Genomic DNA, 4,628 nt, shown 5'->3' with positions numbered 1-4,628 from the left:
CCGCCGCCCCGCGCACCCCCGTCCGGACCGCCCCCGCCCTGGCGGAGCCGCTGTCCGAATCCCTGCCGGATGCTCCCCCTCCGGGCCCGCCCGCCGGGCACAGCGCCACGACGATCGAACGGGGCTCGTTCTGCCTGGCCCGCTGCAGCTGCGGCTGGTCGGGCCCGGCGCGCAGGTCCCGGGACCGGGCCCGTACCGACGCCGCCGAACACCTCGCCGCCCCCTGATCCACCGCGCGGCTGCGCGGTCACCGGCATCGACCGCGTACAGCACGAACCCCCGGGCGCTGGGAGCGCCCGGGGGTTCGTGCAGGAATCAGGAATCAGGGACCAGGGAGGGTCAGGCGGCCAGGTCCTTCTCCCCCGGGTCGCCCCGTCGGGAACCGGGCCGCGGCTCGGGGATGCCGACCGCCTCGCCGCGCTCGTCCGCGTACGCGACGGCCGCGCTCTTCGACCGGACGAACCAGCCGACCCTCGGTGAGCGGGCGACCGCCGCCATCAGCGGGGTCAGCAGCGCCATGGCGAGCGGGGCGAGCAGCAGGGTGACGGCCGTACCGAGGGCGAAGCCGCCGATCACATCGGTCGGGTAGTGGACGCCCATGTAGATCCGACTGAATCCGGCGAAGAGCGCGAGGCCGATCGCGTAGAGGCCGAACTTCCGGTTCGCCACGAAGATGCCGACGGCGATGCCCATGGCCAGGGTGGAGTGGTCGCTGACGAACGAGAAGTCCGTCTTGCCGTGGATCAGGACCTCAAGGCCCTCGTGGTCGTTGAAGGGACGCGGCCGTTCGACGAAGCCGCGGATCGGGATGTTGATGAGGATCGCGATGGCGGCGGCGAGCGGCGCCCAGACGATGGCGGCGGCGGCCGTCACGGCGTCCTCGGCCGTCCCGCGCCCGCGCATGCTCCACCAGCACCACAGGCCCACCAGAACGAGGCCGACCATGATCCCGTACTCGCCGACGTACTCCATGACCCGGTCGAACCAGGTGGGAGCGGCCTTCGCGAGGCCGTTGATGTCGTAGAGCAGACTGACGTCCGGGTTCGACCCGTCGAGTTCGAGTCCAGCCATCTGCTGCGGCCCCTTGCCTTGTCTGCTTCTCTGCTGCGACGCGCGTCCTTGCCCGCCGCCCTGGTCGAACCCCCGTATCCGGTGCGATCCGTTACCGCACTGCACCGCACAGCTTCACTGCGACGCATGGTCAGTGCGCGTGGCGTTCTCGTTCCCTGTCCAGGGAACGGCCCGGGCGTCGCGTGCGTTCCGTTCTCCACCGAATGATCACTATGACGTTATCGAAGAGTGACTCGTCGTCGCAGCTCAGGGCCCAGGCTTCACGGAGAGTTCCCGCCAGGGCCGACTGCCCGTCAGCACCCTTCGCCGCTCCGGAAGCCCGCGCGAGACGTACGTCACCCCGCGGGCAGATCGGTCGGAAGAGCGGCGGCACCGTCCTTGGTGACCCGGGTCGCACCGAAGTAGTCCGGCGTATCGATCTTGTCGAACCGAATGACCGCCCCGGTGAACGGCGCATTGATCATATAGCCGCCCCCGACGTACAACCCGACGTGCCGGATGGCCCGCGAATTGGTGAGGTCGTCGGAGAAGAACACCAGATCCCCCGGGAGCAGCTCGTCCCGCGAGGGATGCGGCCCCGCGTTGTACTGGTCGTTGGCGACCCGCGGCAGCTCGATGCCCACCGTCCGGTACGCGGCCTGGGTCAGCCCGGAACAGTCGAACCGCCCCTGCTGCTCGGGCGTCCCGTTGCCGCCCCACAGATAGGGCGTGCCGAGCTTCTTCTGAGCGAAGTAGATGGCCCCGGCGGCCTGCCGGGAGGGCGCGACCCGGCCGACGGGCCGGGCGAAGCTCTTCTCCAGGGAACGAATGATCTTGACGTAGTTCTGCGTCTCTTTATAGGGAGGCACGCCGCCGTACTTGATCACCGCGTACGCGCCGGCGTTGTACGCGGCGAGCATGTTGCTCGTCGGGTCGCCCGGCACCTTCTTCACGTATCCGGCGAGCTCGCAGTCGTACGAAGCGGCCGAGGGGATCGCGTCGGCGGGGTCCCACACGTCCCGCTTGCCGTCGCCGTTGCCGTCGATCCCGTGCGTGGCCCAGGTGCCGGGGATGAACTGGGCGATGCCCTGCGCGGCGGCGTGGCTCTGCGCCCTCGGGTTCCAGCCGCTCTCCTGGTACAACTGCGCGGCCAGCAGCGCCGGGTTGATGGCGGGACAGAGGTTGCCCCACTTCTGCACCAGCGGCTGGAAGCGCGCGGGCACCGCCCCCTTGGCCAGCGCGACGGCGCCGCCGCCCCCCGACCCGGCGAGCCCGGCGGCGGCGGAGTACGTACCGACGACGAGCAGCGCCAGGAAGCACATGGCCATGCCGACGCCGATGCCACCGAACACCCAGAATTTCCGCACCCCTCAACCATCCCCCATCGGGACGCGCTTCAGAGGTGTTTTCGACGGTGTGTACGAGTCATCCGCGGCACACCACCGGCGCACCCGAAGCACACGGGGGCGCCGACGGCTCACCGGTACCAGAGCTGACGCCGCCTCATCCCCCTTCTCCCGACCAGAAGTCGGACCGGACGTTGGGCCGGGGCAGCGGATAGACGTCCTTGTAGGCGGGACCGTTCGGCTCCGTGGTGGGGGCGGCCACCTTCGACTCCTTCACGCAGGGGCTGTCGGCCTCCAGGAAGGCCTGCCCCTTCCCCCGGAACGAGACGCTGACACCGAACCCGCTCCTGGTGACCGCGTAGACCGCCGGGAACTTCTCGTCCTTGTTGACCGCCTTGATCCGGTAGTCGTTCTTCCGCCAGAACGTCTCGGCGCGGTCGAGGAACGTCTGCCGGCGTTCGGGGGAGACGATGGTCATGACGGTACGCCGACGGGTGACCCCGCAGGCCCGGGTGGTGGTGGGCCCATGGGCCCACTGCACGTCGGGGTCAATGCCCTTGAGGACGGCATCAAGCATGGCGTCGGACTGCTCGGCAGCCTCCTGCATGTCCACGCGCTTCTCCTTCCCGGCGCTCACGCCGTCCCCCTGCGAGCCGCTCTCGCTCCCGCACCCGGCCAGCGGAACCCCGAGGGCCAGGACCAGGACCACCGCGACGGGGGGCAGGGCCCGCTTCGCTCGCCTCACTTCGGTTCCTCCATCTTGAGCCGGTCGGCGTTGCCCGACACGATCAGGGCGATGCTGTCCGCGGACACGGCGTCGCGTTCCGGGCTGAAGTAGATCGAGTGCGAGTCCAGACTGATGCCGCTCCCGCTGACGAGGGGCGGCCCGTCGGCCACCGGGAAGCGCCGGGCCCCGAACGCCTTGCTCGCGGGATCTTTCCCGAACCAGAGGTCGTCGTCACCCGGATCGGCGAGATCGCCGGCGACGTACGCCCCGCCGGGCCCGCCCAGAGCCAGCCCGAGCCCGCCGACCACGACCTGGGTCTTCGAGGGCAGTTTGGTCACCGGGTCGTTGGCGGCGGCCCCCACGAAGACGTGCTCGCTGCCGACGCCGAGGTCCACGGCGTGGTCGACGCCGACCCCCGGGCTGCCGACGAGGATGATGTCGTCGACGCCGGGGATCCCCCCGGGCCGGGCGGCGGCCGCGCCGACGGTGCGGGACCCGTAGGAGTGCCCGATGGCGGTCAGATGCGGGTCCTCGTTCCGGTTGGTGACGGAGATCCCGCCCATGAAGTCGCGGTAGGCCGCCCCGCCCTTCTCGGCGCGCCCGGTCCCCATGACGGCGAAGTAGCCCGCCACCCCGTCCTTGTCCGGCAGCTGGGGCGCGTCGTACCCGAGCCAGACGATGGACGCCGTGGACTCGTCGTACCCCTGCGCCCCGATCGCGGTGTCGCGGGCCCGCCCGAGGTCGTTCTTGGCGAACTCCTCGTCGAGGGAGGTGTTGAGCCCCGGCACGTAGGCGGACACATGCTGCGAGGCATCGGGATTCCCGAAGGAGACGATGGCGCGCCCGTTCCCCTCGTCCCCGATCCCGATGAGATACATGGGCGGCTTCCCGTTCTCGTTCAGCTGCCGCTCGATCTCGCGCAGCCCGGCCAGCTGGTCGCGGGCCTTGTCGCTGTCGACGCCCTCCAGCTTGTCGATGAGCGCCGGGAGGTTGCGGCGGTTGGCGGCGTCCCGGGCGAGGACCGGAATGCCGTCGAGGTTGCCGATCCGCTCCGGGACGAGCTCGATGTACCGCTCCCGCTCCTCCGGCGACAGTCCGTCCCACCAGGCCTTGCGCTGGGCGGGCGTGGCGTTCCGCGGGATCCGCTCGCCGAGGTGCGCCCGCTCGGCGTCCCGCACCTCGGCGTCGACCCGCGCCCCGGACCCGGGTATCGCCAGCCCGGCGCCGGCACCGCCGACAGCCTTGTTCCAGTCCCAGGCCGCGCCGATGTAGTCACCCCGCGCCCACTTCTGCTCCGCGCCGCGGGTGTCGCGCCCCCACTGATCGGCGATGCGCTGCCCGGTCTCCCCCGGCCGCAGCACCGCCCCGACGACCCCGCGGACGTCACCCCCGAGCCCGTCCCCGAGAAAGCCGTCGAGGAACCCGCCGCCGTGGGGACCTGCGGGTCTACCCGCGTCGACCGGTGCGATGAGGTCGCTCGGGGGGAAGGGGGTGGCGCCTTGGGG

5 protein-coding genes are annotated in these 4,628 nt (G+C 71.1%); 1 reads left to right on the top strand and 4 read right to left on the bottom strand.

Annotated elements, in window-relative coordinates:
* Positions 1–227, top strand: a 227-nt coding sequence (locus D3105_RS32380; protein ID WP_118906411.1) for a hypothetical protein, incomplete at its 5' end; no start/stop codon positions are given.
* A 112-nt stretch (positions 228–339) separates the two neighbouring features.
* On the opposite strand, the gene D3105_RS32375 is transcribed toward D3105_RS32380, so the two are convergent.
* The 4 genes from D3105_RS32375 to D3105_RS32360 form a co-directional block, all read right to left on the bottom strand.
* A complete protein-coding gene (locus D3105_RS32375) occupies positions 340–1,071 on the bottom strand; it encodes a phosphatase PAP2 family protein (protein WP_118906410.1) in 732 nt (243 codons plus the stop codon).
* A gap of 335 nt (positions 1,072–1,406) precedes the next feature.
* On the bottom strand, positions 1,407–2,402 hold the full coding sequence (locus D3105_RS32370; RefSeq protein ID WP_118906409.1) for an NlpC/P60 family protein: 996 nt from the start codon (positions 2,400–2,402) through the stop codon (positions 1,407–1,409).
* 151 nt (positions 2,403–2,553) lie between these two features.
* The gene (locus D3105_RS32365) at positions 2,554–3,141 is read right to left on the bottom strand and encodes a hypothetical protein (RefSeq protein WP_118906408.1); all 588 of its coding nucleotides are present in this window, start codon (positions 3,139–3,141) and stop codon (positions 2,554–2,556) included.
* The coding region (locus D3105_RS32360) for an alpha/beta hydrolase (RefSeq protein WP_240647103.1) at positions 3,138–4,628 on the bottom strand (1,491 nt) is incomplete at its 5' end. The genes D3105_RS32360 and D3105_RS32365, both read right to left, overlap by 4 nt.

The organism is Streptomyces globisporus, assembly GCF_003501885.1.
GTDB classification, from domain to species: domain Bacteria; phylum Actinomycetota; class Actinomycetes; order Streptomycetales; family Streptomycetaceae; genus Streptomyces; species Streptomyces globisporus_D.
The sequence above is the reverse complement of the archived record's forward strand: the minus strand, read 5'-3'. Positions and strand labels throughout refer to the sequence as shown.